The sequence below is a fragment of the Clostridioides sp. GD02377 genome (genome assembly GCF_045899875.1).
Taxonomy (GTDB): Bacteria; Bacillota; Clostridia; order Peptostreptococcales; family Peptostreptococcaceae; genus Clostridioides; species Clostridioides difficile_A.
The window spans coordinates 1-499 of record NZ_JBJODA010000081.1 but is presented as its reverse complement, the minus strand read 5'-3'; the positions used below and the strand labels follow the sequence as shown (position 1 = coordinate 499).

2 tRNA genes and 1 rRNA gene are annotated in these 499 nt (G+C 39.1%); all 3 read left to right on the top strand.

Annotated elements, in window-relative coordinates:
• The first annotated feature begins 152 nt into the window (after positions 1–152).
• Positions 153–269, top strand: a 5S ribosomal RNA gene (gene rrf / locus Q3304_RS20915).
• A gap of 5 nt (positions 270–274) precedes the next feature.
• Positions 275–363 (top strand) — tRNA-Leu (locus Q3304_RS20910).
• A gap of 11 nt (positions 364–374) precedes the next feature.
• Positions 375–451: transfer RNA gene (locus Q3304_RS20905), tRNA-Ile, on the top strand.
• The last annotated feature ends 48 nt before the right edge of the window (positions 452–499 follow it).

Genomic DNA, 499 nt, shown 5'->3' with positions numbered 1-499 from the left:
CTAACTCTATATATTTAAACTTGTCAAAACTTATAGATTTTTAATACTTTTTTAATTAAAAAATCGAATAAAAAAAGTATTGACACAATAAGACAAAGATGTTATTATAATACTTGTCTTAGAAAAAAGTTAAATGAAAATTTAGACAATAATCTGGTTATAATAGCAGAGAGGATACACCTGTTCCCATTCCGAACACAGAAGTTAAGCTCTCTAGCGCTGATGGTACTTGGTGGGAAACTGCCTGGGAGAGTAGGACATAGCCAGGTGATGTGCCGAAGTGGCGGAACTGGCAGACGCACAGGACTTAAAATCCTGCGGGACTTACCTCTCGTACCGGTTCGATTCCGGTCTTCGGCACCACAAATTATTGTGGGCCATTAGCTCAGTTGGTTAGAGCGCCCGGCTCATAACCGGTAGGTCTGGGGTTCGAGTCCCTGATGGCCCACCACAATAATTTAAAGAACTTTGAAAATTAAACAGTAGGTTAATTTATAAA